This window comes from Parabacteroides sp. AF27-14 (assembly GCF_003635425.1).
GTDB classification, from domain to species: Bacteria; Bacteroidota; Bacteroidia; order Bacteroidales; family Tannerellaceae; genus Parabacteroides; species Parabacteroides distasonis.
In genome coordinates this window covers 140,939-166,573 of record NZ_QTLZ01000011.1, presented here as the reverse complement: position 1 = coordinate 166,573, position 25,635 = coordinate 140,939, and the positions used below count along the sequence as shown (strand labels likewise).

General features: G+C 39.2%; 25 protein-coding genes and 1 pseudogene. 16 read left to right on the top strand and 10 right to left on the bottom strand.

Going from position 1 to position 25,635, the window contains the following annotated elements; translation table 11 throughout:
* The 10 genes from DWY79_RS13265 to DWY79_RS13215 all read left to right on the top strand — a co-directional run.
* Positions 1-1,238, top strand: a 1,238-nt coding sequence (locus DWY79_RS13265) for a 3'-5' exonuclease (RefSeq protein WP_158593850.1), incomplete at its 5' end; no start/stop codon positions are given.
* 80 nt (positions 1,239-1,318) lie between these two features.
* Positions 1,319-2,152, top strand: coding sequence for a helix-turn-helix domain-containing protein (locus DWY79_RS13260; protein WP_122369477.1), 834 nt, complete (start codon positions 1,319-1,321; stop codon positions 2,150-2,152).
* A gap of 83 nt (positions 2,153-2,235) precedes the next feature.
* Complete coding sequence (locus tag DWY79_RS13255) at positions 2,236-2,709, top strand: DinB family protein (RefSeq protein WP_122369476.1); 474 nt, start codon at positions 2,236-2,238, stop codon at positions 2,707-2,709.
* A gap of 237 nt (positions 2,710-2,946) precedes the next feature.
* Positions 2,947-4,239: an MATE family efflux transporter gene (locus DWY79_RS13250; RefSeq protein WP_122369475.1), complete on the top strand. Its 1,293-nt coding sequence runs from the start codon at positions 2,947-2,949 to the stop codon at positions 4,237-4,239.
* Positions 4,240-4,253: 14 nt separating this feature from the next.
* Positions 4,254-4,895: a CatB-related O-acetyltransferase gene (locus DWY79_RS13245; protein WP_122369474.1), complete on the top strand. Its 642-nt coding sequence runs from the start codon at positions 4,254-4,256 to the stop codon at positions 4,893-4,895.
* A gap of 267 nt (positions 4,896-5,162) precedes the next feature.
* Entirely contained in the window at positions 5,163-5,396 is a 234-nt protein-coding gene (locus DWY79_RS13240; protein WP_017141558.1) for a hypothetical protein, read from the top strand.
* Positions 5,371-5,793, top strand: a complete 423-nt coding sequence (locus DWY79_RS13235) for a hypothetical protein (protein ID WP_122369473.1) — start codon at positions 5,371-5,373, stop codon at positions 5,791-5,793. The genes DWY79_RS13240 and DWY79_RS13235 overlap by 26 nt, the downstream gene beginning before the upstream one ends.
* Positions 5,794-5,955: 162 nt before the next feature.
* A complete protein-coding gene (locus tag DWY79_RS13230; RefSeq protein WP_122369472.1) occupies positions 5,956-6,288 on the top strand; it encodes a helix-turn-helix domain-containing protein in 333 nt (110 codons plus the stop codon).
* A gap of 284 nt (positions 6,289-6,572) precedes the next feature.
* Positions 6,573-7,157 carry a BfmA/BtgA family mobilization protein gene (locus DWY79_RS13220; protein WP_122369471.1) on the top strand — a complete coding sequence of 195 codons (585 nt, stop codon included), beginning with the start codon at positions 6,573-6,575 and terminating at the stop codon, positions 7,155-7,157.
* 4 nt (positions 7,158-7,161) lie between these two features.
* Positions 7,162-8,082, top strand: a complete 921-nt coding sequence (locus DWY79_RS13215) for a DUF5712 family protein (RefSeq protein ID WP_122369470.1) — start codon at positions 7,162-7,164, stop codon at positions 8,080-8,082.
* A gap of 200 nt (positions 8,083-8,282) precedes the next feature.
* Here DWY79_RS13215 and DWY79_RS13210 read toward each other — a convergent pair whose 3' ends face one another.
* From DWY79_RS13210 to DWY79_RS13200, 3 genes are read right to left on the bottom strand one after another with little or no spacing between them, the layout of a single operon-like run.
* Positions 8,283-9,332 (bottom strand): nucleoid-associated protein, encoded by a 1,050-nt coding sequence (locus DWY79_RS13210; RefSeq protein ID WP_122369469.1) that lies wholly within the window; start codon positions 9,330-9,332, stop codon positions 8,283-8,285.
* Positions 9,333-9,348: 16 nt separating this feature from the next.
* Positions 9,349-10,467, bottom strand: a complete 1,119-nt coding sequence (locus DWY79_RS13205) for a hypothetical protein (RefSeq protein WP_122369468.1) — start codon at positions 10,465-10,467, stop codon at positions 9,349-9,351.
* A gap of 4 nt (positions 10,468-10,471) precedes the next feature.
* Positions 10,472-11,377 (bottom strand): hypothetical protein, encoded by a 906-nt coding sequence (locus DWY79_RS13200; RefSeq protein WP_122369467.1) that lies wholly within the window; start codon positions 11,375-11,377, stop codon positions 10,472-10,474.
* An 821-nt stretch (positions 11,378-12,198) separates the two neighbouring features.
* On the opposite strand from DWY79_RS13200, the gene DWY79_RS13190 reads away from it, so the two are divergent.
* Positions 12,199-13,620, top strand: coding sequence for a PLP-dependent aminotransferase family protein (locus DWY79_RS13190; RefSeq protein WP_122369465.1), 1,422 nt, complete (start codon positions 12,199-12,201; stop codon positions 13,618-13,620).
* Here DWY79_RS13190 and DWY79_RS13185 read toward each other — a convergent pair.
* A complete protein-coding gene (locus DWY79_RS13185) occupies positions 13,608-14,804 on the bottom strand; it encodes a PLP-dependent aminotransferase family protein (RefSeq protein WP_122369481.1) in 1,197 nt (398 codons plus the stop codon). The genes DWY79_RS13190 and DWY79_RS13185 overlap by 13 nt on opposite strands.
* A gap of 117 nt (positions 14,805-14,921) precedes the next feature.
* Between DWY79_RS13185 and DWY79_RS13180 the strand changes: the two are divergent.
* A pseudogene (locus DWY79_RS13180) lies at positions 14,922-15,206 on the top strand (response regulator transcription factor); the annotation flags it as partial.
* 223 nt (positions 15,207-15,429) lie between these two features.
* Here the strand turns inward: DWY79_RS13180 and DWY79_RS13170 are convergent.
* Entirely contained in the window at positions 15,430-16,638 is a 1,209-nt protein-coding gene (locus DWY79_RS13170; protein WP_121772898.1) for a hexokinase, read from the bottom strand.
* 215 nt (positions 16,639-16,853) lie between these two features.
* On the opposite strand from DWY79_RS13170, the gene DWY79_RS22775 reads away from it, so the two are divergent.
* Positions 16,854-17,027: a hypothetical protein gene (locus tag DWY79_RS22775; protein WP_172681326.1), complete on the top strand. Its 174-nt coding sequence runs from the start codon at positions 16,854-16,856 to the stop codon at positions 17,025-17,027.
* A gap of 202 nt (positions 17,028-17,229) precedes the next feature.
* Here the strand turns inward: DWY79_RS22775 and DWY79_RS13165 are convergent, their stop codons facing one another.
* Positions 17,230-17,748: a cupin domain-containing protein gene (locus tag DWY79_RS13165; RefSeq protein WP_022192111.1), complete on the bottom strand. Its 519-nt coding sequence runs from the start codon at positions 17,746-17,748 to the stop codon at positions 17,230-17,232.
* 200 nt (positions 17,749-17,948) lie between these two features.
* Here DWY79_RS13165 and DWY79_RS13160 point away from each other — a divergent pair, with 200 nt between their 5' ends.
* Complete coding sequence (locus DWY79_RS13160; protein WP_005862072.1) at positions 17,949-18,566, top strand: helix-turn-helix domain-containing protein; 618 nt, start codon at positions 17,949-17,951, stop codon at positions 18,564-18,566.
* A gap of 6 nt (positions 18,567-18,572) precedes the next feature.
* Positions 18,573-18,848 carry a zinc ribbon domain-containing protein gene (locus DWY79_RS13155; protein WP_122369464.1) on the top strand — a complete coding sequence of 92 codons (276 nt, stop codon included), beginning with the start codon at positions 18,573-18,575 and terminating at the stop codon, positions 18,846-18,848.
* Here DWY79_RS13155 and DWY79_RS13150 read toward each other — a convergent pair.
* Positions 18,810-19,898 (bottom strand): winged helix DNA-binding domain-containing protein, encoded by a 1,089-nt coding sequence (locus DWY79_RS13150; protein WP_122369480.1) that lies wholly within the window; start codon positions 19,896-19,898, stop codon positions 18,810-18,812. The two genes, DWY79_RS13155 and DWY79_RS13150, sit on opposite strands and share 39 nt — an antisense overlap.
* A gap of 111 nt (positions 19,899-20,009) precedes the next feature.
* Here DWY79_RS13150 and DWY79_RS13145 point away from each other — a divergent pair, with 111 nt between their 5' ends.
* Positions 20,010-20,609, top strand: a complete 600-nt coding sequence (locus DWY79_RS13145; RefSeq protein ID WP_005856646.1) for a recombinase family protein — start codon at positions 20,010-20,012, stop codon at positions 20,607-20,609.
* A 9-nt stretch (positions 20,610-20,618) separates the two neighbouring features.
* Here DWY79_RS13145 and corA read toward each other — a convergent pair whose 3' ends face one another.
* From corA to DWY79_RS13130, 3 genes are read right to left on the bottom strand one after another with little or no spacing between them, the layout of a single operon-like run.
* On the bottom strand, positions 20,619-21,695 hold the full coding sequence (corA, locus tag DWY79_RS13140) for a magnesium/cobalt transporter CorA (protein WP_122369463.1): 1,077 nt from the start codon (positions 21,693-21,695) through the stop codon (positions 20,619-20,621).
* 15 nt (positions 21,696-21,710) lie between these two features.
* On the bottom strand, positions 21,711-24,179 hold the full coding sequence (locus DWY79_RS13135; RefSeq protein WP_036617931.1) for an endonuclease MutS2: 2,469 nt from the start codon (positions 24,177-24,179) through the stop codon (positions 21,711-21,713).
* A gap of 15 nt (positions 24,180-24,194) precedes the next feature.
* Positions 24,195-25,625: a DUF4136 domain-containing protein gene (locus DWY79_RS13130; RefSeq protein ID WP_122369462.1), complete on the bottom strand. Its 1,431-nt coding sequence runs from the start codon at positions 25,623-25,625 to the stop codon at positions 24,195-24,197.
* Positions 25,626-25,635: the final 10 nt, after the last annotated feature.

The following is a 25,635-nucleotide window of genomic DNA, read 5'->3' as shown; positions in this document are numbered from 1 at the left end:
TTAAGGGGGTAGAATCACTTGGTTTTAGGGGGCAGCTTACACTGGATTTTCCAGTACTGAATCACAAATACAAATACCTTAGCTTTTTCGAGCAAGTGAATGATTTGCTGACAAAACCAGCACCGGACTTTATCGAGCGAATCGAATATAAATCATCTTTCGACTTCATCGCTAGTCTGGATCGCTTTATTTTGCACATCGAAAGCCACTACTTTAGGGCAGAAGATGTGAAACTAACCAAACACATCACCGTCCCGGCTGAATTTATCGAAGAGCAATTCCAACGCTTCAACCGCTATCCCATGCGCCAGCGGTTTGAGGCAATGACGGATTATATTCTCGATATGATGAAAGTACAGTATGCTTTCACGGTGACGACTGCCGAACGGAATTTCCTTAAAAAAGAGATCAAGCGAATGTTTGCCGGAAACAATGATCTGCAAGTTTATAAAGATTTCTTCGCATGGATGGGTAAGCCGGAACTATTTAAAATGCGGAAGAACCGCACGCTTGAATATACCGACATAGCACCAATGGCGTATCTGCATATCGCTTTGGAAGGTAGTACAAAGAATTGTGTCAAACATTTGCTGGTAGATGAAATGCAAGATTATTCTCCAATCCAGTTTAAGGTGATACAAAAGCTATTCCCTTGCCGAAAAACGGTGTTGGGCGATGCCAGCCAGTCGGTCAATCCTTACGGCTCGTCTACTGCGGATATGATTCAGAAAGCTCTTGCTGCGGGCGAAGTGATGAAGCTATGTAAAAGCTACCGTTCTACTTGTGAGATCACTGCTTTTGCACAGAAAATACGGACAAATACCGATCTTGAACCAGTCGCACGGCATGGAGAGAAACCGCAAGTATTACAATTTAATAATGAGAAAGAAGAACTATCTGCTATTAAAGAATTAATTGCCACCTATCAGGAATCCGCCTATAAATCACTGGGGATTGTCTGCAAAACTGAATTGCAAGCCCGTGAGTTGGCAGATAAATTACAAATTCCCGATATTCATTTCCTATCGAGCCAAAGTTCAGCTTTTGTGCAGGGTATTGTTATCCCCTCTGCACACATGGCAAAGGGGTTGGAATTTGATGAGGTGATTATCCCACAGGTGGATGATAGGAATTATCATTCAGAGATTGACCGGAGTATGTTATATGTGGCGGTAACGAGGGCGATGCACCGTTTAACACTGACATATAGCGGAACAAAACACACGCCATTCATCTAAATTTTCGGCTTACTTTATTGTCATGCGGAGATTAACGCCTATATTTACCGCCAAGCGCACAGCAGATTAACGAAATAGCGATGAGAGAAAGCAAAGTTCTATATCCGTCACCTATACTTTCCCAATACATTAAATACTATTGGGTGCTAAAAACCGATGAAGTAGAGCCAGTAATGGTACAGACTATTCCATCGGGGTGCGTACACCTTGTTTTCCATCGGGGTGAGAATCTGAATATCCAATCAAAAGGTTTACAGCCAAAGAATTTTATCCGGGGACAGTTCTCTACTTATGGGAGTTTGATTTCAGAAGGAAATATTGATATGATTGCCGTCATATTTCATCCTCTGGGGTTAAACCCATTTGTGCGGTGTTCTATGAGTGAACTTTACAACCATTATATAGATGTAGAAGATTTGGAAGATATTGAACTGAATCACCTGAAACGAAATATTTCTGCCGAACCAACCGTTGAAACGTGCATCCAGTGGATTGAACGCTTTTTCATACAACGGTTGGTCGATGCAAATTGTAACTACCAAAGAACGCATCATGCTATCTGTCAAATAATCAATCAACCGCAAATAGATGTGAATACCCTCGCTGAAAGTGCTTGTTTGGGATATAGGCAATTCAAGCGAGTATTTACCAACTATGTAGGAATGAGCCCTAAAGAATATTATCGAGTAGTTCGCTTTCAGCGGGCACTGTATCTGTTGCAGAATCATCCGAAGATGGAGTTCGTAGACTTGGCTTATTCGTGTGGCTTTTACGATCCTTCGCACTTGGTGAAAGACTTTAAAGAGTTTACAGGCTGTTCGCCTACTCAATATCTGTCTTCCCATTCTTCGTATTCTACATTCTTTTCTGAAGATTGTAGGCTGAATATTATTAAATCGCATAGTCGTGCGTAGTCATTTGTGATAAAGTCAGTTTTTTACAAGTGGATGATAGGCAAAGAACTTACTTTTGCAGAAGTATTTAAAATTAGAAAGTTATGCAAGAAAGTAATCTTATACATATAACCGCTGGCATTGCACAGGTTATTGAAGCAGAAGAGAAATTGTTAAGTAGTCTGCCCGTAGAGGTTATCACACAAAGGCGAAATGCGCAGAATCGCACCATCAAGCAGATTCTCGGTCACTTGATTGATTCGGCATCCAACAATCATCAACGCATGGTTCGGTTGCAATATAGCAAAGACCTGCTTTTCTTCCCTGATTACACACAGGATAATGACTTGTGGATAGCTCTGCAAGATTATCAGAATGCAGACTGGACTAACTTAATCCAGTTGTGGAAGTTCTACAATCTGCACATCATTCAGGTGATTCACTCGATAAATAAGAGTAGACTGGATAGTTACTGGTGCGACTTTACAGGAGCAAAGGTTACATTAAGAGAAATGATAGAGGGATATTTGGGACATTTGCACCTGCATATAAAAGAAATCCATGAATTGATAGATTGAATTTCTTAATTTTTCATACATTTGCGCTATATCAACTAACAAATAGTATTCACTTCTTATGAAACTCTGCATATAGCTACGCTCCTGCGAATAGCCCCCTTCAAGAAAGCTATTCAGCTATTTGACAAATAACGATTTATTTGCCACAGAGATTTTATATCCTTTTATTTATGAATTTACGAGCTGGCAGACTATATTATGCAGTCTGTTCGTGTCGTGCTATTTTGCAGTTGAGCAATGAATTATACATATAAACAAATATGGCTCATCAACTTTCCGGTAATGATGAGCATCTTAATGGAGCAGTTAATCAATATAACGGATGCTGTCTTTTTAGGTCACGTAGGCGAGGTAGAATTGGGAGCATCCGCTATTGCCGGAATTTATTATCTGGCGGTCTATATGCTGGGCTTCGGGTTCAGTATTGGATTGCAAGTAATGATTGCCCGCAGAAACGGGGAGCAGAATTATAAGGCAACCGGAAAGACTTTCTTTCAGGGGCTATTCTTTTTATCGGGATTAGCCGTCTTGCTTTGCCTGCTGATTCATGCCGTTTCTCCGTATCTATTGAAACGGCTAATTTCTTCACCGGAAATTTATCAGGCAGTAGTCCACTATTTGGACTGGCGTAGCTTCGGGCTGTTGTTCTCATTTCCTTTTCTGGCTATCCGTTCTTTCTTCGTTGGAATAACGCACACAAAAGCCTTGTCGTGGTCGGCTGTTACTGCGATAATGATTAATATCCCACTGAATTACTTCTTAATTTTCAAACTGGAATTAGGTATTTCGGGAGCAGCCATCGCTTCATCTTTAGCGGAAATGGGTTCTTTGATTGTGCTTTGTATCTACACAAAAGCGAAGATTGACAAAGACAAATACGGATTGAAGCCCGTTTATGATGGACGGTTACTTATCAAAGTCCTGAATCTGTCTGTGTGGAGTATGCTCCATGCTTTTATCAGTGTAGCCCCTTGGTTTCTATTTTTCGTGGCAATCGAGCATTTAGGGAAAACAGAGTTAGCTATTTCCAATATCACCCGAAGCGTATCGGCAATTTTTTTCGTAATTGCCAATTCCTTTGCTGTCACTACAGGTTCATTGGTGAGTAATGCTATTGGAGCCGGATCGAGAAACGAGCTTTTCCCTATCTGTCACAAGGTTCTGAAATTAGGCTATGCTATTGGCTTCCCATTGGTAGGAATTGCGTTGCTCTGTAATCGTTGGATTGTGGACTTCTACACCGATAGCGAACTATTGGTGGAATTAGCATTTGCTCCTTTCGTAGTGATGCTATTGAATTACACGTTTGCACTACCCGGCTATGTATATCTCAATGCGGTCGGAGGAACGGGGAAAACCAAAATCACCTTTCTGTTTCAGGTGACAACCACCTGTGCGTATTTAGTATATCTCTATTGGTTGAGTTTCTGTATAGATGCATCTTTACCCCTCTACTTGACGGCAGAATATCTATTTGTGATCCTGCTGGCACTGCAATCTATTATTTATCTGAAAAGTAAACACTATTAAAAACGAATCAAGTTATGATGACAAAAATATATCCACGCACCGGAGATAAGCAAACAGTCTATCTGAATGCCGTGATTAAAGATCCGCAAATTGAGGTGGGCGATTATACTATTTACAATGACTTTGTAGCTGATCCCTTGCTATTTGAGAAGAACAATGTACTTTATCATTATCCCATCCATCGGGAGAAGTTAATCATTGGCAAGTTTTGTTCTATTGCCTGTGGCACGAAGTTTCTGTTTAATTGTGCGAATCATGCATTGAAGTCTCTATCTACCTATACTTTCCCTCTATTCTATGAAGAATGGGAATTGGAGAAGTCGAATATTACTACTGCATGGGATAACAAAGGCGATATTGTGATCGGCAATGATGTATGGATCGGCTACGAAGCTGTGATTATGGCAGGTGTTCATATTGGTGACGGAGCGATTATTGCCGCACGTGCCGTAGTGACGAAAGATGTCCCGTCTTATACGATTGTGGGCGGAACTCCTGCCAAAGAAATACGAAAACGCTTCGATGCAGAGATAATTGAACAACTGCTAATACTGAAATGGTGGGATTGGTCTACCGATAAGATACATCAGTGTTTGCCATATATTGCAGAGGGTAAACTAGATGAATTACTTGCCATGAAGAAAGATAGATTATGAACTATATAAAGAAACGATTGATTGACAAGGATTGATGCAAGTTTCAGTTCTTCTGTATAGCTACATTTCGCTATTTTAGAACTCATGCCAGTGGATTATATTTGTAAGAAGCAGGATTTTGAAGTTCACCATTTCTGGAATTGCGACCAATAAGGCTGAATACCCCTTGAATCATTCTGATTAGCAGAGGAACTACAAACAAAACAAGAAATCATTCAGCATACAAAGCTAGTGCTTTGATATATAATTTATTCACAATTAAATTTTATGCCTATGAATGATTTATTGAGAACGAGGTTTTTCATCTTACTGGCTGACACCTCACAAGAAGTTATTAACACAGAAATGCAAGATGCTTATGAAGATTTTGTGAAGCAAATAGTAACAATTAGTAATTCGGAAGATTACACTCATATCTTCCGAATGCTGAATCTCACCCGTATTGAGATAGCCCCTTTAAAGGGGTTGTATCAGGATGGGCAGGGGGAAAAATGCGCCTAAAAATCTATACATTCATAAAGCATTATCCTTGATTGATGCAGAATTAGAGTTACTCAACCTAAAAATTACCCATCCCGAACAGTTTAATTCGCCTGTGTCTACAGAGTTCAAATCAGACCTGTATGTAATTCCTAAGTCAAAAGACTTGGGAATTATTGGTATTGCTGAAATTGTACTTGGTTTGTTTCTTCAAGGAGAGATTATCGGAAAGAATGGAAAACCTGTTTCAGAGGCTTCTTTAGCTCGTGGCTTTGAGCAGCTTTTCAATCTTAAATTCGGTAGTATCTACGATAAGATTGGTGAAGTGTTTACTCGTAAACCGTACAATCTTACTAAAACATTGGACGCTTTGCGAAATGCTATTGGTAGAGAAGACCGTAAACGGAAGAACCGATAAAGATCAAAAAAGATACTTGTGTAAACTATTAATTTCCAGAGATTTGAAATTCTCTTTTCGGGGAGTAGTTACCTACTCCTCTTTTTCTGCAACCTTGTTTTGCAGAACTTTGCTTCATCAATCGATTGAAAACAATAATGTTGAACTAAAAATTGAAGCAAAATGTATATAGACAACGAAAACTTCGAGAAGTGGATGGAGAAGCTATCCAAAAAACTCACAGAAATCGGGCAAGATCTGAAATCTCTTATCAATACCGATACCGTATTTGATGAAAATGAAAGGCTGTTGGATAATCAAGACTTAGCCTTTCTGTTGAAAGCATCTTTCAGAACCCTACAGCGCTATCGGGCGAAAGGTGTACTTCCCTACTTTACCATTGGGCGGAAAACTTATTATAGAGCCAGCTACATCCGGGCTTTCGTTCGTAAATATGCCGATTCTCAAACTTACAAACAATTTGAAAAAGCCAATCAGTTAGCAAATCAACCCTGATAGCAAAAAGCAGCAGAGGAAAGAAGCCTGTGTTTGAGCTATTCCTTTGTGCTGCCACCCCGACTTAGCAGAAACTGCTTCACCTATCGGTTCAGCCTGTTTCGCTAAATCGAGCAAGAGGGAACTGGACAAGTCCTGTTCTTCCCTCTTGCCCTGCGGGGCAAAGCCTTCGGCTTTAGTGTGTTACAAGAACACGCTGTAATGACACCTGTAATAAGCATTTTCTTTGCAATGCTTATTATCAGGTATTTATCTATTCATATTTCTATAAAAAAGTAATTACCATGCCAAATAGCAGTCGAAAAACGATATTCACTACCATTTCCATAGACAAGGAAGCGGCAGTTTTGGTAGAGAAGCTATGCAAACGCTATTCACTGAAAAAGAGTGAAGTTGTAAAGTTGGCATTCGGGTATATAGATAAGGCGCATATCAACCCATCCGAAGCCCCTGAATCCGTAAAATCGGAACTGGCGAAAATAAATAAGAGACAGGATGATATTATCCGCTTCATCCGTCACTATGAGGAAGAACAACTAAATCCCATGATACGGGCTACAAATTCAATCGCTTTACGCTTTGATGCTATCGGCAAAACTTTGGAAACTCTTATTCTCTCTCAACTAGAAGCCAGTCAAGAGAGACAAACAGCCGTACTTAAAAAGCTAAGTGAACAGTTTGGCAATCATGCCGATGTGATAAACAACCAGTCCAAACAGATTAATGCACTCTACCAGATACACCAACGGGATTATAAAAAATTGCTTCAACTGATACAACTCTATTCAGATCTTTCTGCTTGCGGCGTGATGGATAGCAGAAAGAAAGAGAACCTGAAAGCCGAAATCAGCAATCTGATAAATATATAGGATTATGCACATAGATTTTGCCCCACCATCAAACGGAACATACAATAATGCTGGTAGTAGTCGGCAGCTAACTAATTATCTAGAGCATGAAGATTTAGAACGAATGGAAAAGGGTATCTATACCGAAGGCTTTTTCAATCTGACAGAGGATAACATCTATAAATCAACCGTCATAAAAGATATAGATAGTAATATCGGGCAACTTCTAAAATCGGATGCTAAGTTTTATGCCATTCATGTCAGCCCATCGGAAAAAGAACTCCGAGTAATGGGGAGCACAGAGCAGGAAAAAGCCGAAGCAATGAAAAGATATATTTGCGAAGTGTTTATTCCTGAATATGCCAAGAACTTTAATAAAGAGCTATCTGCTTTGGATATAAAGTTTTACGGTAAGATTCATTTTGAACGTAGTCGTTCAGATAATGAACTAAATATGCACTGTCATTTGATTGTAAGTCGTAAAGATCAAGCCAATAAAAAGAAACTGTCACCGCTTACCAACCATAAGAATACTAAAAACGGAGTAATAAAAGGTGGCTTTGACCGTGTGAATCTATTCCAACAAGCGGAACAGGGCTTTGATAAAATGTTCGGCTATAATCGTCAGCAGACAGAATCATTTGACTATCACAATACAATGAAGAACGGTTCTACACCTGAACAACTTGCTATCCAAGAACGACAATTTACTAGCGAAAAGAAAAAAGAAACATTCCAATCCAGTGAAAAAGAAAACAGTATTTCTTGTAATCTTGATAGCAAGATGAAAAAACAACATTTTAACAATCAACGAAATAACAATAGCAGTGATTCTTTGTTATCTATCTTCTCATTAGATGATAGCAATAATTATGATGGCACACTGGCAGGAGAATTACAGGCACAGAAACACAAAACAAAAAAACGAAAGAGAATAAAACGATGATTGTGAATGAAGAACTGATATAGAATGTTACCTTATAGAACGATTAAGTATCGCAAATCGCTTATACGTCTGATGACAGGAAAGTTATTGCTAGCTGAAGAAGCAGTAGGAAGATTTGTATTTGTAAGCCGATTTCTCCCTGATTATCTCATTAGCTTTAGCTAAGAACGGATAGGACGTAAAGTACACTTTACTTATATTTAGCTTTCCTCTTGATAATATATCTTATAATATTTTCGTCCATTCTCGTCTACACCTTGTTCCATCAAATCTCTACTACCATGTATATATATATCGAAATTTTTATCTAACTTTAAAACGTTTTTAAAAGCTCGTGCTTGCTTTTTTACAGCTTGTGATGAGATATTAAAACTATCAGATATATCAACTTTGTTTTCTTCACGATAAGCCTTATCAAATATTTTGAAAGAGCTTCGTAAATCATCATTTTTAAAGACTTCTTCTTCAAACTCACTTTTATTAAATACTTCACGTTTTTTAAAATATTCAACTGAACGATTTAATAAATCAATTTTATCTGCTTTACTAATATTAGAATCTACTAAAAGCCTTTTTGAAACAAAATCTTTAGTGAGATTTAAAAATTCTTTTGTTTTATAATATTCATCGTTTATTGATTGTATTTTTAAAAAGTCATCTTTCCAATATTGTGTTTCTATAGCTTTGTTTTCATTATCAGAGATTAAGACATAAAATCCCATTTCAGAATCTGTATTTAGTATAATACAACCTTTGTCTATTCCTTTAATTGCATAGCCATAATCATGACTAATTATGTATCCATCTTTTTTTGCATTCATCTTGAGATATGGAACATTATTTTCTGACTTAAATATTCCAATAGCATTGGTAACTTTATCGCCTAAACAAATATTTGAGAAATAAGCAATATTAAGTTCACCTTCTTTTATTTTCGGATGCATAGATTGTTCATAAAGAAGTTTAGCTATGTTTTGAGAATAATCAATAAAAAGTGAATCAGGATCTTTAAATAATTGTTTTGATAACAGATAAACATCATTCATGGATAACTCTACCGAATGAAAAAAAGAAAATAATTCATTTGATTTTAAAGGAAGTATAAAATACTTTAGCAAAAAACTACGAGTGCTTTCATCTAGTATTGAAACATTAGAGGAAAACGAAATCTTCTCATCCCTTAACTTATTTCCAACATGGTGAGTTATTAATTTCTCAAGCTCCAAATCTGTAAAATCAACCGTTATCATAAATTGTTAAATATTTTTACTTTCCCTTATGCTTAAGTAGATTGTATTTATCCATTTTAAATTTCTCGAACTCCTGCAGTAAATACAATTTAACTTTTTCTTTATTTATTCCCTTGTATTCATCTTTCAGATTAACAGTAGCAATATCAACTGAAAATTCTATATTACTTATTCTTTTCTTAAAATACCCATTAAACCCAAATTGCACAATACAATTACCTTCGGCTGCATGATAAGAAAAGTCATATAATGCCTCTATTCCTGCTAATTCGATGTATTGATGATTTGCTTTCTCCTTTATTAAAAAATGTTCATGCAAACTTTCTCCTGTTATTTTTAAAGTATTCACCTTTCCTGCCATGAACTTGTTTAATTCTGCTGGCATATCTTTTGTTCTGTCAGGGGCAACATCTAAATCTGTTGCACGTTGAAAGTTGAACACTTCTGAATTATCTGTCAAACTTAAAAAGAACGTAATTCTTTCTTCATTATCAAAACTATTATATAAAATTCTTTCAACATCGCTATTAGGCTTTGTATAATTTTTCTTTTTAAAATCATTTACCAAATATCTTACTCCCAAATCTGCAATATTCTGAGTTTCAGGAGATGTGTAAATTATTCGGAGATAAACTTTATCACTACCATTTACTTTTTCAATAACAATTTCTCCTTCATATTCGTTTTTTGTTCTATACCAACCTGAGTTGTAATTATTTGTTTGACAACGAAACTGCATTCGCACTTTATTCGGATTACCATCAACTGGTGCGAAATTGCTTTGAGAAATTATTTTATGACGAGATCCAGACTCTCTTAGTATCTCCTTTAAATTAATTTTATCAGGAACAACTTTTATTAAATTTTCATTATTATGCCAAGCTAAAGGTCTAGAAGCGATCTTCTTACTAACTTCTTTGCCTCTAATATTTTCTTTTATGAATTCAAATTCATAGGGAGAAAGAATTGTTGATAACAATAATGGATATGTTTCATTATCCTTAAAGTCTTCTAAGTAAATCCCTCTCATTCTCAATAAAGTTCTTAATTTAGAATCAGTGAGAGAAGGATGACTTATAACATCTTGCAGCGTTATTCCAAAGGGAATATGTCTATTTATCTCTAATTTTTCCATATTATTATCTTAAAGGTGAATTATTATAATTAGCAACTGTAAGATTGGTTGTAAATGAAGGATCGTTAAATATTTGCTTAATATTATTAACAATAGGTAAATGTTCTGTTTCAAGATAATCTGGGAAACAAATCATTGTAGAACCTTGAGAATTACATCCAATATTTTTAGCAATTCCCATATACTTCATAAGATCATCTCTATCAAATCCTTCTATAGTAAAAATAGCTACAATTGTCTTATCATTCTTGCTGATTCTTAAAGGTAATATACTGGAATTAATATATTGTACAGGCATAATTTTCCCGTTTCTAAGATTTCTTTCATCGTTATTCAATCCGTTATTAAAATAAATAAAATCAATATCGAAATCTCTATATTTCAACAAAGAGAAACAAATAGCATCATATATAAACTCAATCCGTTTATTATCAACTAGAAAAATTCCATCATGATTAACACCTGTATTCAATTCTATTTTTTCAAGTCTATTTATAATATTTTGCTCACCTTTGCCAGAGTTGTTAAGCCAAAACAAAACTCCTCTATCAAAATAGTTGTCAATATATTCATGATTGTTTATAGTCTGTTGCTTTAGCTCAGATTTCTTAAAAGACTCTATTGCTTTTGCTAATTCTGTATAGCGTTCTTTAAATAAAGGTATAATCTGAGATACAGGATAAGGGTCATTACTATATTTACATGAATACAATACATTTTCAATTGTATTACTAATCATAGGACTCAAATAATGGTAATAGCCGTCAATTCCATTAGTGTATTTCCTAAATTCAGGATCAACACTCGCAATATCATTATTCCTCATTGGGTCTTTCCATCCAATGAGACTAAGGAATTCTGTCACAACAGATTCTCCAACTTCACCCACACGTTTTGAATATTCTCCCATAATAGTCTATTTAACGTTAAATATCTGTCAAAGGTACAAAATATCTATGACATAAAACAAAAACCAAGTAATTCTTTATGCCCTATTTTTTATCAATGTGCCAAACTTGCTTCTCTTTTAGTAAAATCGAGTTATTCTTCACTACTTCTTTCATTTTTCCAATGATCCAAATAGTAAATGAGAAATCTGCAATTAATAATGTAATTAGAAAATTCTCGAATTTTGCATAGATAACAAAAAATCACTATCTTTGTCCTCAGTATTGCTCCATGAGCAAACTACCGCAAAAGCACGTAGCAAATTAGTGGGATAATTCATGGGATATGCTTGAAACTAAAAATATAAAGTTTTAAATATCAGCGTGGTAACTCCGTTAGGAGAATCCCAGGCGGATCACATAAGAACAAAGCCAAACGGTGACAAAAAAGAGACAAGTCCTACAATATCAACGTATTGTAGGACTTTTTTTATTGTTTCAGTCTTGCTTAAAAGACAAAAAAAGGGCACGAAAAGACACGGTTGAGTATCCAAATCGTACCCCCTTCCCCAAAAAACGATTAGGGGGTACGATTGTCGGAAATCACTATCCATGCAGAAGGTTTCAATCTCTGTATTGATTTTAGATATTATCATCTGAAACCTGTTTTACTGTGATTTTTTTATTAATGGTGTTTAAATTCAGTTGTTTACTCGAATACCTTTCTTTCATTTAAGAATAGCAAAGCAATACAAAAGTCATTCTGTAAAAGTAATTCAAAGTCCAAAACAGATACAGACACGATTTTTGTATATTTGCAGGATACAGATAACACCTGACAAGTATGAAAAAAGAAATCCTATATCAAGAAATAGCGAGAACTATTGCCTATCAAATTAAGAAAGGCGTGTGGAAAGCTGGTGAGAAACTACCTTCTTTACGCACTATTAGCAATGAAAATGGTGTAAGTCTTAATACTGCAATTCAGGCATATTATGAATTGGAAAAAGACGGATTTATAATATCACGCCCAAAATCAGGGTATATTGTCAATTACAAACCCATACGCCTATCTGTTCCAGCGACAACACAACCGTCTGTAAAGCCTGAGAGCAAAGAGGTGATAGATTTGATTGCTGACGTATACAGCTCGTTAGAAATAGGAGATAAATCGATCACTCGATTTTCATTAGGAATGCCCGAAGCTATTTTATTACCAATTGCAAAACTTAATAAAGAACTTATAAGAGCTATGCAGGCACTTCCGGGTAATGGAACCCGGTATGATGAAACACAGGGAAATATGCGATTACGTAAATCTATAGCTCGTTTTACGTATAGTTGGAAGGGAAACTTGACAGAAGATGATATAGTGACAACTGCTGGAGTTACTAATGCGGTTGCTTTAGCTTTATCTGTAATTACTAAGGTAGGAGATACTATTGCGGTTGAAAGTCCGGTCTATTTTGGAATGTTACAATTAGCCAATAGTATGGGGTTGCGTATATTGGAATTACCTACCAATCCAGTAACAGGGATTGATCCAGATGCGCTGAAAAAAGTTTTACCACAAATTAAAGCTTGCCTGCTTATAAGCAACTTTAATAATCCATTGGGAAGTTGTATGCCTGATGAACATAAAAGGGTAGTTGTTGATATGCTGGCCGGATATGATATACCTTTGATCGAGGATGATTTATATGGTGATTTATTTTTTGGAAATTCACGTCCTAAGCCCTGCAAGGCTTTTGACAAGAAGGGGCTTGTTTTATGGTGTGGTGCGGTATCTAAAACATTAGCGCCGGGGTATCGGGTAGGATGGATTGCTCCCGGCAAATTTAAACATGCTATTATTCGCCAAAAGAATATTCACCTTATTTCTACGCCTGCGCTTAATCAAGAAGCGGTTGCCAATTTCATGGAGAATGACAGATACGAAAACCATTTACGTAAACTGCGACAAGAATTATACGCAAACAGTATTCATTTTGCCCATTCCATCATGGATTACTTCCCCGAGAATACAAAAATTGTTACTCCACAAGGAGGATTTATGCTTTGGGTGGAATTAGACAAACAGATTGATACAACAGAACTTTATTATCGGGCTATGCAGCGAAAAATAAGCATAGCCCCCGGACGTATGTTTACATTACAAGAGCAATATACCAATTGTATGCGTTTAAGCTATGGACAACGATGGACTCCACTTCTTGAAGAACGTTTAAAACAATTGGGGGATATAATTAAAAATCACTTTAACTGATGTATGTATTCCTTTAGTACTTCCCCTATTACTTGAAGTCCTTTCATGATTCTATCTTCTGGCATATTAGAGTAATTTATTCTAAATGTATTTTCTTTGTGCTCAACAGGATAAAATGAACCGCCGGGTACAAAGGCTATTTTCTGTTCAATGCATTTTTGCAGGATGTCACGCGCTGAAATATTTTCGGGTAATTCAATCCAAGTAAATAACCCGCCTTGAGGATGAGTATATTTTATGTCATTAGGAAAATAGCGTTCAATACATTCTAATGCTATATCTCTGCGTTTTCTGTAGACTTCTACTATTTTGCTAATATGCTCATCAATATCATATCGTTTTAGATATTCGGCAATAGTCATTTGAGCTATTGTGTTACACTGCAAATCAGTGCCTTGCTTAACTAACACATACTTGCGGATAATATCTTTATCACCTGCAATCCACCCAATCCGAAAGCCCGGACAAAAGATTTTAGAAAAACTACCAGTACATAAGATATTACCTACCTTATCAAAAGACTTTATAGAGGGTAAAGACTCTCCTTCAAACCTTAATTCTCCATAAGGGTTATCTTCAATAACAGGAATATCATATAAAGCAGATAGTTCAGCCAGTTTTTTTCGTCTTTCCAAACTCCATGTTTTTCCAGTGGGATTTTGAAAGGTTGGTATTACATATATTAGTTTTATATTTTGAGTATTATTCAGTACCTCTTCCAAAGTAGCCATATCCATGTCTTCTTCATCTGTTGGAATTTCAATGAAGCCACTCCCATATGATTTGAATGCGCTAATTGCTGCTAAATAGGTGGGGCTTTCACACAATACGATATCACCATCGTCCAGAAATACTTTTCCGGATAAATCTAATCCTTGTTGCGAACCGTGAGTTATAAGAATATTATCCTTATCAAACGATGTCCCTAAGCGTTCATTCATTCGTTTGGCAATCCATTCACGTAAAGGATAATACCCTTCAGTAGTCGTATATTGAAGAGCTTTTGCTCCTGCTTCTTGCAAAACGACCTGATTCATTTTGTTAATTTCATCTATGGGGAATAGCTCAGGGGCAGGTAGTCCACCAGCAAATGAAATAACATCTTCCCGTTCTGTAACTTTGAGTATTTCTCTTATTTCCGAAGCCTTTATATAAGACATTCTCTTGGCAAATTTCAACTTCATAATCATTAAATATATTTGAAAACTAAAATAATGCAAAGTAAAGCATAATAGATAAATGAGAACAGATACAATTTGCACAATATCAGCGGGTACAGATTTTCGGAACCAAGTATTATCCCGATTGTATCGCCTACCGAAAGAATTAAACGGACAGTTATCAATAGAAAGACAGGACTGATACTTGCGTCGACAGTTATTCTAGCCGAACCTCAATTAACCAAGCGTGAGAAAGAAATACTAATATTAATTCGGCAAGGTTTTCTGAGCAAAGAGATCGCTTATAAGCTAAATCTTAGTATTTATACGGTAAATAATCACCGAAAGAATATATTGGCAAAGCTAAATGTAGATAATGCGATCGAAGCTATCAATAAGGCGGAAAATTTCGGTATTCTCTATTGATTACGATATCCAATCCAAACCACTAGCTAATATTGATATGATTGCGGTTATATTTCATCCTCTGGGGCTGAATCCATTTGTGCGATGCGCTATGAGTGAATTATACAATCATTTTTCTGCGGAAAAAGTAGTGCGGGTATCGTATGTAAAGAATACCCGCACTTTCTATTTATTTTGAAAAACGTAATTTTATAGTTCAAGATTCACTTCATTCATATTGATTTCAAGAGAGCGCCGCTATACCTGTTCCTATCAAGTTTGCGTTATTCATATTGTTGATATGGATTTCTATATCCGCTAATGCGGATTCATTAAGGAGTTCTTGTAATTTCTCCAGAACAAGAATGTTATAGTTTTTATCTTTTCTATTCTCGCTCCAAAATAGACTGCCTTCGGCTACTAGACAGATTTTTTGTATATCTTTATTATATGATCTCAGTAACTGAATAAGGCCCAGTAGCGATGCGGCGACTAATTGTGCTGATCTGTTGTAGATCCAATGAGCTACATCTACATATACGTCCTTGTGAATATCCGGATAGTTCATGATAGCGGTCAATTTTTGGGCATCGAATTTATTCTCAAACTCATCCAAAGGGAAAGTTGCTTTCAATATATCGCCTAGATACATACCCGAAACCGCTTTCTCAAACCGCTGTTTTCCAAGGCTGCCTGAAATGGCGTCAACCGTATCATCGACTGTCGTGAGGAATGGAGGATGGAAGTTGCCCGACTCTAGGTTGACAGGGACTAAGCCTTGTATATTATAGCTCGGATCTAATTTCTTTATTTTATCCGCCGGAATGAAAGTGGCCATGTTGGTGCCTGTTCCTACGATCAGACCGATATAGGCGTCATAGCTATTGTCGGTTAGGCCGGCAAACAAGCTGGCGATAGTATCGTTTAATACTTTAATACCTGTAAATTTGATTTTACAATGTTCGTTTAGGTAGTCGAGAAGTGGTTTGCCTACTAATTGCCCTACCATTTCTTTAATGTCGACTCCTTTTGTCCAACGTAACAATTTGGCGTCTCCACTGAGTACGGATTCTGCTGGATAAGAAAAACAATAGCCGATTGGCATTTCCTCATCCCGTTTTATCCCGACAATCATATCGGCTAATTCTTTAAATAGCTCCTCACGAGTATATCCCGGTGATTTCATGATCGACATGTCTTTTTTCCACCCATTGTTGGGATGGATGGTTGGTGATCCTTGTCCAAGATCGACGGTCGCTACTCTATAGTTGGTTCCTCCTAAATCGAGAACCAATGCTTTTCCATTAATATCAGAGGTTTTGGGAGAGATAAAAGTCGGTATGCATTGTATCTCCGCATTTTCATGTTTTAATCCCTCTTCAACCTTTTCCCGAAATGAACTGGCTATCTCTTTGAGTTGGTCATTTTCTAACCAGAAAATATTTTTCTCCATAAGATTGATTTTTTGATTTTGAAATATCCTTGTTAGTGAATAACAATTTAGAAAGGGATTTGACTATCCTTATTGGTTGATTAAGTTAAGGGGATAAATTTTGGATACTGTAAAATTTGTTGTGTTAAATTTAAATTTTGTATAAACAAAAGGGTGACGATGTCTGTTTAAAACACCAAACAGATGATTTTATTTATTAATCTAAATTAAGATATATGATACCGAAAGTGGAGATAGAAGCAGGCAAGGCGGATTTAATCCGTGAGATTTTAGGCGTTAATGATTTGCGGGACATTAACTTACTTGATGAGTACCGTGATATATTTATAAAATCACAAAAGTCTGCGTATGAGAATGAATCTGTTAATGATATTAATTGTACGGATTGAATTTTGTGAGAAAAATGTCTTATATACAGGGCATAGGATGAGAATATATTATTCAATATTCTGTTTACTAGCATATTACAGTTTCTTTGTATTTCTTTCTTAGGAAACTACAGTTTCCCGCTAGGATAGAAACTGCAGTTTCTTCTAGGGGAAACCGGAGTGTCTTTTAGGCTCGGTTTGTGTAAACGATAAGGAAAATCTACTACTTATCATTTACGGTCTTCCCATATTCCTCATCACTTACCGGCTCAAGCCAAGTGTTTTTATTGGTTTGGGGATTACATTCTACGGCGATATGCGAAAACCAACTGTCCGGTGAGGCGCCGTGCCAATGCTCTATGTTTGGTGCGATTTCGACAACATCCCCGGGTAGTAAACGACGGGCGCTTTTACCTCGTTCTTGATAATAACCCACACCACCTACGGCGATGAGTATTTGTCCTCCTGTATGCGTGTGCCAGTTGTTTCGGCAGTTAGGTTCAAACGTTACGTTAAACATTGGTACGTTTAAATCCTTATTGCTTGTTAATGGCGCTAGCCAAGACTTCCCCGAGAAATATTGTTCAAACCCGGTGTTTTCATTTCCTGTAGGGAATTCACTAATTTTTGGAATTTCAGTTTTCATTTCTTGTGCGTTTATATTGCCAATGGAGATTAATGTGATCAACATGGCAATGGTTATTTTCTTTATATTCATATTTGTTTTCTTGATTTTATCCATATCACAAAATTATTTAAGATATTCCATTGCTTTTGTATACCAATTACTGATAAGTGTAACAGAATTACTGATTTTACAATCTATAGAATCTTGAAGTTGATGGCTTTTAAATAAATATAGGGGAAATCTCAAATTGGCGAGATTGGACAATTGTTAGTCTGTTGGGATTATGTATTTTTGTCATCATAAGAATCTATAGGATGAAGCCTGATACGGAAAACATATATCAACGGAAAATTAATCAAGTAATTGATTATATCAATGCGAATTTGCATCTCCCTTTACGACTGGATATAATAGCCGGGCAGGTAAACGTGTCCGAGCGGCAGCTACTACGTATTATGAAAGGAGCCTTGAATGAGTCATTATATGCTTATGTGGCAAGGCAGCGTGTAGAGCGAGCGGTTCTATATATGCATACGGAAGATATGAGTCTGGCAGATCTAGCGAGTCGGGTAGGCTATGATAACCCCCAATCTTTCTCGAAAGCGTTCAAGAAACAATTCAGCGTATCTCCGAAAGCTTATATGGATAAGTTGCGAGCACGTCTGAGAGAAGAGACCGAGAAGTGGAGTAATGCTTCGGTCGGGAAGGAGATTATTCCATCGGGGATGTTCGGTACGATTCGTTTGCAGAAAGGAAAATATGCGGTTTATACCTTAAAAGGTAGTTATGCGGGATTACAAGAACTATATAATACTATAAATATAGATTTCAATTATACCAAACGGCATGGAATGGCGTTTGAGGAATATGTGAGTTATTCGGAAGAGGATGACGATACGCAAGTGACAAAGATTTATATACCAATAAAATAAATTAGTATGGAAACAAAATTTTGCCAAAGCTGCGGTATGCCGCTGCAAAAGAATGAGGAGTTTGGAACGAACCATGACGGAAGCAAGAATGAGGAATATTGTTGCTATTGTTATAAGGACGGGGCCTTCACGATGGACTGTACGATGGATCAGATGATCGATCATTGTGTCCAGTTTGTCGATGAGTTCAATAAAGATGCGGACTTTCATTATACGAAAGAGGAGGCCGTAGCGAATATGAAATTATTTTTCCCGACATTGAAGCGCTGGGCGGTACAATAAGCCTCTATAAAAAGCGTCTATTTGCGCTTCGGCCTGCTGGATTAGTTTCACTGGAATGCGGGGCTTCTTCTCGAAAAAGTCCATTTCTATTTGAATGGTGTTTTTCTTAATGGAGCGGCTCCAATTACCTATTATCTTTCCGTTATACAAGATAACCGGGTAGAAGGTGCCGAATCGGTTGAACGCTTTTGGATGATGTTCTAGCGGCAATACGTCCGTGCGGTTTTTGTAACTGATCAAGTATTCATCGAAGGCGGGGAGGAGACGCAGTACAGGTTTGCTCTCATTTTTTCCTTTCCATGATTGGTGGATGAAATATTCACGGGAATCGAACGTCTCGGTTATTAACTCCGTCTTGATCAGATTGATAGCGAGCCTACACTCGGTAGCGGTTAGCCCGGACCACCAAACAAAATCCTGTAACTGGGCAGGGGAGTGGCTTTGAAAATATCTGGATGCCAATCTCGCCAGAGCCTCTTCCCTGCAAAGTTCACGAGTAGGAGGGACACGTTCGTCCAATAAGGCGTAAGTCGTTTTCTTTCCTTTATCGATCCCGCTACAGACGATGCCTTCCACCTCACCCCATGTAAGGAAAAGGTTTACGTGATCTATGGTGGGCAAAATCCCGGATTTTTGCAATTCCGCCGTTACTTCTTGTTTGGTCAGGCTTTTGTATCCTTCCAGTATCTTTCCGATCTGATCTAGGCATCTTGTGAACAGCGTTTTTTCTATCTTCCCGAAATGTCCCTTGGCGTACGACATAACGGCAGCCTTGATACGCTCGGAAGATAGCATAAGCATCCAACGGATATCCTCGGCGGCCACGAAATGCCAAGTTGGACGCATCACATGGGTACGTAGAATATCACCTTTGTACAAAGCCTCATTTACCGTTTCAAGGGAAGAGGATCTCAAGCGAATACCGATCGCCCATTTGGCCATCTCATACTCCTGCGCCTGGATAGCGCCCATCCAAGAGACCAACTCTTTCGGGGACTCGAATCGGGGTTGTTCCAATTGTTGGCTAGCTACTCGTATATGTGTTATCATAATATATGAATATAAACGCAAATGTACGAAATAAAGCGTTAAACATCCCATAATCTTGAAGATATACTCATTCTTTTTGTACCTTCACGCTAGAAACAATTAGTGAAATTTATGACGATAGCGTATTTAAATGTGGCTACGGACCGGCAACACTTGGATATTCAAAGGGAAGAGATCTCTTCTTTTGCCGCGGCCAAAGATATCCATGTGGATAAATGGGTCATGGAAGTATCCGGAGAGAAAGCGAAACAGCCGGGACCAAAGTTAAAACTTGTTCTCGAACGCTTGAAGAAAGGGGATGCCTTGATCGTATCGGATATTACCCGTTTGTGTCTTACCTTATATGAGTTGATGGGGATACTTACCGTTTGCATGGAGAAGGACGTGACGGTCTATTGTATAAACGACCGTTATATATTCGATGACCGGATGGATCGCCAATTGATGATTAATGTCTTCAAGCAAGTAGACGAGATTGATCACAGTCTGGTTTCCATACGTACAAAAGACGCCTTGGAACAGGTGAAAAGTACGGGAAAGCGGTTGGGACGTCCTAAAGGCTCGGAATCCAAGTTGTTCTTCTTAGACGCCCATAAGGGGGAGATCATGAACATGTTGGAGCGGGGAGAATCGGTAGGATCGATTTGCGAGCATTTCAACGTCTCTAAGAATACTTTTTATAAGTATAGGAAGAAATTCTTCAGATCGTAAGGATTGGTTTTAATACCAATCCTTTCGTTTCATATATAGCCAAGTCAATACTCCGGTAGCTATCATGACGGCCCAAGCTATGAAATAACCGTAACGCCAATCCAATTCCGGCATTATCTTGAAGTTCATACCCCATACGCCCACCAAGAATGTCAAAGGGATGAAAAGGGTGGAGACAATCGTCAGCCGTTTCATGATGGCGTTCATCCTAAGATCGTTATTGGATATATAAAGATCGACAAGGGAAGAGGTGATTTCCCGGCAGCTTTCCGTTGTTTGGATAACGAATTGGAGTTGGTCTTGCAGGTCATTATAGATCGGCAGGATATCCGGGGTGATAATCCCGTTCTCTGTTCGTAATAGTTTTGAGAATTGATCTTTCAGCGGTTGGCTATTCTTACGGATAATCATGTACTCATGGCGGTGTTGTTGGATTAGGGAACCCATATTACCCTGATCGTTCTTAGGATCGAGCAAAGTCTCTTCTATATCCTCTAGTATCTCTTCTACCTTTGAGGCGGATTCTACTAGATTCGCTATGATCGTGTTTAGAAGGAAAGCGAGCAGCAATCCACTGCCTTTTTTCCGGATGTTCAGCATGTTGGATAGTAGCGCTTTATGAGCGGCCTCGAATACGGGGTTGTTGCTTTCCGTAAAAGTGATAACCGTATTGTTCGCTACCAGTATACTGATGTGCTCAGACCGCATCTCGTTATTGACATCGTAATAGCAGGAGTTTAATACGATAAGCATTCGTCCTTTGTATTCCTCTACCTTGACCACGTGTTGGGGAGTCAAGATATCCTTAGCGTCCAGATTATGCAGTCCGAAATCTTTTACGATACGGGTAATGGCATCCGCGTTGGTCAATCCGCTAACCTCGAACCAATTGATCTGATCCGGGTCGGATAGTTTGCTGAAAGAGGTGTCGGTTATCCGCACCTCTTTCGTATGCAAAGATTGTTCGTTGTATTGCGTGAGACGGATGCCGGTTGCTGTCTCATGTTCGCCGGCGTAATAATACTTGTCCGATAAATGCCGGTTGGATATATGTCTTCTCCTGTGTGTATATTCATTCCGTCTCATAATAAGGATCTCTTTTTAATCGAATTCAACAACGGTGATGCCGGCGCCTCCGAACTGCACATGCTCGTCTTGAAAACGACGGACACCGGGAACCGTGCGCAGATAATCCCGGATTAGCTGACGTAAGATACCCGTACCGGTTCCATGCAAGATGCGAACCTTGCCTGCCCCGACTTGAATGGCGTCGTCGATAAAATAGGTCACGCTTTGCAATGCCTCATCGCCCCTCATTCCTCTCACATCGATTTCTTGCTTAAAGTTTATCTTCTTCTCATGCATATTGTCAGTGGTCTGGGAGCTGACGAACGTGCTTTTCTGGATTTCCCGTTTGATCTGGCCTTTGCTTACCTTTTCCAACTGCTCCAGCTTAACCGTGCTTTTGATCATCCCGAATGCTACTACGGCCTGCTTTCCTTGTAGTTCCATAACGGTTCCGGCGGAAACCTGCCCTTTAAGGCGTACATTGTCACCGACCTCTATCACCTCTTTATTAAATATTGGCTGGGCCGTCACTTTTTGTTTCTGTTTCTTCCGTTCGTTCCGTTCCTTGAGCTTCGCCATCTTGCGTGCGATCTTATCGTCTTCTTCTTCGGTCGCCATTACGGAGTTCTTGAACTCTTCCAAGGCTTTGCGGGCCAGTTTGGTCTGTTCTTTTTCCGCTTGGGCCTCCTTGATCTCACGGACGGTATTCTCGATCTTGGCGTTAGCCTCCGCTAGAATACGTTGGGCCTCGGCCTTTGCCTCCCGGATGATCTCTTTCCGTTGCTTGTTTACGGCTTCCAAGTCTTGTTCATAACGAGAAGTGACATCTTCCAGTTTTTTCTCCTGCTGACGGATATTCTGCCGTTTGCTTTCCCAGTACCGTTTATCGCGTACGATATCTTGCAGGTATTTGTCCATATTGATATAATCCGCTCCGACGTTCGCGGAAGCGTCGGCTATCACGTCCTCGGGCAGACCGATCTTGCGTGCGATCTCTACGGCGAACGAGCTACCCGGATTTCCGATAGAAAGCTTGAACAAGGGCTGCATCAAATGGCGGTCGTACAACATGGCACCGTTTACGATACCCTCCGTATCCTCGGCGAAATGCTTCAAATTCTGGTAGTGGGTCGTGATTACCCCAAAGCTATGATTCCGGTTGAAGCGATCCAATAAAGCCTCGGCGATAGCGCCGCCAATCTGGGGTTCCGTACCGCTACCGAACTCATCGATTAGGATAATGGTCCGCTCGTTACAATTCTTCACGAAATACTTCATGTTGGTAAGGTGGGAACTGTAGGTACTCAAATCGTTCTCGATGCTTTGCTCATCGCCTATATCGATGAATATATGCTCGAAGATCCCGGTTCTTGATCGCTCATGCAAAGGAATCAATAAACCACATTGCAACATGTATTGAAGTAATCCGACCGTTTTCAGGCAAACGGATTTACCACCGGCGTTCGGACCGGATATGATCAAGATCCGTTTTCCCTCGGTCAGCTCGATATCGAGGGGAACTACCTGCTTGCCCTGTTTCTGTAAAGACAGGAATAAGAGCGGATGCACGGCACGTACCCAATCCATTTGTCGCTTATCCTCCACGATCGGCTTGATCGCCTTGACTTGCTCCGCGAATAACGCTTTCGCACGAATGAAGTCAATGTCGGCAAGAAACTCGTAAGATTGTAGGATATCCGGGGCTAAAGGACGGATCACGTTCGTGAATTCCGTCAGTATCTTAATGATTTCCCGGCGTTCTTCCCCTTCCAGTTCCCGGATGCGGTTATTCGCTTCCACGACCACCTCCGGCTCTATAAAGACCGTCTTGCCACTGGCGGACTCATCATGTACGATACCTTTTATCTTTCGTTTGAAGGCCGGGGCTACCGGGATCATCAAACGACCGTCGCGCATGGTCGGTGTCACGTCCTTATCGACAACCCCGTCTGATTGTGCCGCACGGAGGATGGATTGCAGGCTGCGGGATATACCGCTCATCGTGATCGTTATCTCCCTGCGGATTTGCGATAGGGTGGAGGAAGCACTGTCCTTGACCTTGCCGAATTTATCGAGGATGCTATCGATCTTTCCAATCAATTGGGGGAAGACAAAGATATCTCCCGCCAATTCAGTTAAGGCCGGATACTTGATTTCCTCATCGTCCATAGGCTTGAAGAAGCGTACGATGTCATTGATCGTTTGCAAGGAACGTTTGAGGTCGAACAACTCCCGTTCATCCAGCCAAGTACCTTCCGGCCGAATCCGTTTCAAGGAATAGCGCACGTCGAAGAAATAACTGGCGGGGAATTCCGTGTCTCCGTGTAGGATACGGATAAACTCATCGGTTTGTTCCAATCGCTTGGATACGACCTCGAAATCGGCGGAGAATCCCATCTCCGCTACCCGCTCTTCCCCGAGCGGGCTTAAACATTTTTCTGTGATTAAGTGACGGATCTTATCAAAGCCCGTCTTTTGTTCAAAATTTTGTGGATATATCACGTGTTTGTAAAATCTTTATTTGATCTCTACCGTCACTTCAGAGCGAATGGTAGGACGGATAATTACTTCTAATTTTGTCTTGCCACGCTTTATATTAAATGTACAGGCGTTGTTGCCGGACGGATTAATATAAGGGGCGAAATAGTATAAATAAGAGAACGCCGGCAAGTAATCGGAGCTTTGCGACGCATCCGCTATTTGGGGATATTTGAATACGTCCCAAAACATGCAATATTTGAAACCGTTCGCGTCCGTAAACATCGTCTTCGGATCACGATATTGCATCGTGTTCGTGATAAAGCGTTTGTAGGCGGATGAGAACTCCTCTGCCGAATGATCCATCTTATGGCGGCCGATCTTTTCTATAATGTCACGAGGACGGATGCCTGCCGCATAAGCGGGAGAGTTACGATCTACGTCAACCACTTGATCCAATTTATCGATATCGTAGCTGATCCCCGTATAATTATAGGTCTTCTTGCTCACCTTGAACGGTACGTTACGTCCGTATTTCGTGTATGGGTATTGCATACACATCAACGGGACATGCACCCGGGCGTATTCGTCTAAACGATAAGAGTCTTCCAGCAACTCGTTCGCCTCACATTCCCAGAGTACACGTCCGGGGATCTCTTTTTGATCGATGATACGGATACCGAATTGCAACAGATATTCGGCTTCCGCTTCGGCGGCGGCGTAATTCAAGAACGGGAATTTCTCCATCTTACTGTGCGAGAAGTTGTACCGGTAAGTCGGTTCTTTTTCTACCAATACTTTATTCGCTCCCAGATAGTTCGGGTTCTTATCGAAAAAATAGAAAGTCTGTATCAATAAATCCGGCTTCGCGATATCAACCGTAAGTCCTTTTTTGGTCAACTCGTTCTCGATGCATTCGTTGATGACCGTTTCCAGTTTACGGTTATTCTCGTCGATGGTCGAGAAGGCGAATGTCTTGAAGTTACCGAAATCTACGCCGTCGGATGTGACGGTAGTCTTGAACGGGCATACGAATTCTTGCTCATTGGTTGTCTCCAAGCTATACATCGCATAGGCGGATGCCAGCTGGTCTTCCGTGATGGCGTTACTTTTCTTGCAGTCCTTCTTTACTAATACTTGTTTAGAAGGAGAGGAAAGGTTGCTGATGGTCAATAGGACATCGTTTCTTCCGGCGGGATTCAGCAGTTGTGGGATCTCATCGACAGATATTTCCGTCACAGGTACACCGTTGATCTCCTCGATCACGTCGTATTTCTTAATACCTGCTTGCTCGGCGGATGAATAAGGGATGACGCTTTTAATGACCGGCTTGTTATTTCCCCAGTTCTTGCTCTGGCTGATATCGTATGTGAAGCCTAGTCGGCAGATGGATGTATTCCTGTTTTGGGCGGAAACCGTACAGACCGCCAATACTAATAGCAACGTTGATAAAATCACACTTCTCATCATATTCTGGAAT